This is a genomic window from Kribbella sp. NPDC049584, from assembly GCF_040675555.1.
Lineage (GTDB): Bacteria > Actinomycetota > Actinomycetes > Propionibacteriales > Kribbellaceae > Kribbella.
On sequence record NZ_JBFAPF010000026.1, the window covers coordinates 1 to 1,147 of the forward strand.

Consider the following 1,147-nt stretch of genomic DNA (forward strand, 5'->3'; position numbering starts at 1 on the left):
ACCGCCGGGTGTGGGGCCTGTCCGCGGTGGGTGTCGGCGGATTCGCGCTGGCCGGGCTGTACCAGCTGTCCGGCGACCGGATCGGCGTTCCGTGCATCCTGCACGCCACCACCGGTCTGAACTGCCCGCTCTGCGGGTCGACCCGGATGGCAGCCGCCTTGCTGCGCGGTGATCTGGACGCCGCCTGGCACTTCAACCCGGTGATCCTGGTGCTCGGCCCGCTCGTCGGCGTTGCCGTCGGCTACCAAGTGCTTGCCTGGAGCCTCGAGTCGCTGCGGCTGGTGCGCCTGCCCAGGCTGTCGATGAGCCCGCGTGTCGCGGACTGGTTGATCAAGGGCGTCATCGCCCTGCTCGTCGTGTACGGCGTCGCTCGCAACCTGAACTGACCTGCGACGACCCTGCCGCGGGGCCGCGCAGGCCCCGCGACAGACAGCTCAGTTGGCCGCGAGACCGATGATGTAGAACAGCAGTCCGAGTCCGGTCAGGGCAGCGCCGCCGATCCACGCGACCTTCGCCAGCGTGTCCGAGCGGCCCTGCTCACGGAACTTGCCCTGGGCAATCAGGCCGAGAACGATCGAGGCCGGCGTACAGATCACCAGGCAGACGATGCCGATGATCGCCAGCGTCTGCGGGGTGTTGTTCTGCGGTGCGGCGCCGCCGCCGTAGCCGTAGCCGCCCTGCCCGTACGCGCCGTACTGGCCGGGCTGCTGACCGTAGGCGCCCGGCTGCTGCTGGCCGTAACCGCCCTGTTGTTGGCCATAGCCTTGCTGCCCGTACTGGCCGGGCTGCTGACCGTAGCCGGGCTGCTGCTGTCCATATTGACCAGGCTGCTGGCCGTACTGACCCGGCTGGCCCGGGTACTGCGGCTGACCGTACTGACCCGGCTGCTGGCCGTACTGGCCGGGCTGGGACTGGCCGTACGGATTCGGCTGCTCGGGCTGGGTCTGGCCGTACGGATTCGGCTGACCGTACTGGCTCGGCTGTTCACCCGGGGTCTCGGGAGTGTCCTGCGGCCGGTTCTGGTCGTTCTGGTCGTCGCCGGGAGGTGGCGTCGGAGTACTCACCGCGGTTCCCTTCTGAGAACGTCGAGGAATCCCCGAAGGCTATCTTTTCCACAGGTTCGCGGTCACGTCCCCACACCGGCGGG

General features: G+C 69.0%; 2 protein-coding genes. One reads left to right on the plus strand and one right to left on the minus strand.

The annotated features are described in order from the left end of the window. Window positions 1–386: DUF2752 domain-containing protein (locus AB0J62_RS40460; RefSeq protein WP_363883213.1), on the plus strand; the 386-nt coding region annotated here is incomplete at its 5' end. Window positions 387–434: 48 nt separating this feature from the next. Here the strand turns inward: AB0J62_RS40460 and AB0J62_RS40465 are convergent. Further along, on the minus strand, window positions 435–1,064 hold the full coding sequence (locus tag AB0J62_RS40465) for a hypothetical protein (protein ID WP_363883216.1): 630 nt from the start codon (window positions 1,062–1,064) through the stop codon (window positions 435–437). Between the last annotated feature and the right edge of the window lie 83 nt (window positions 1,065–1,147).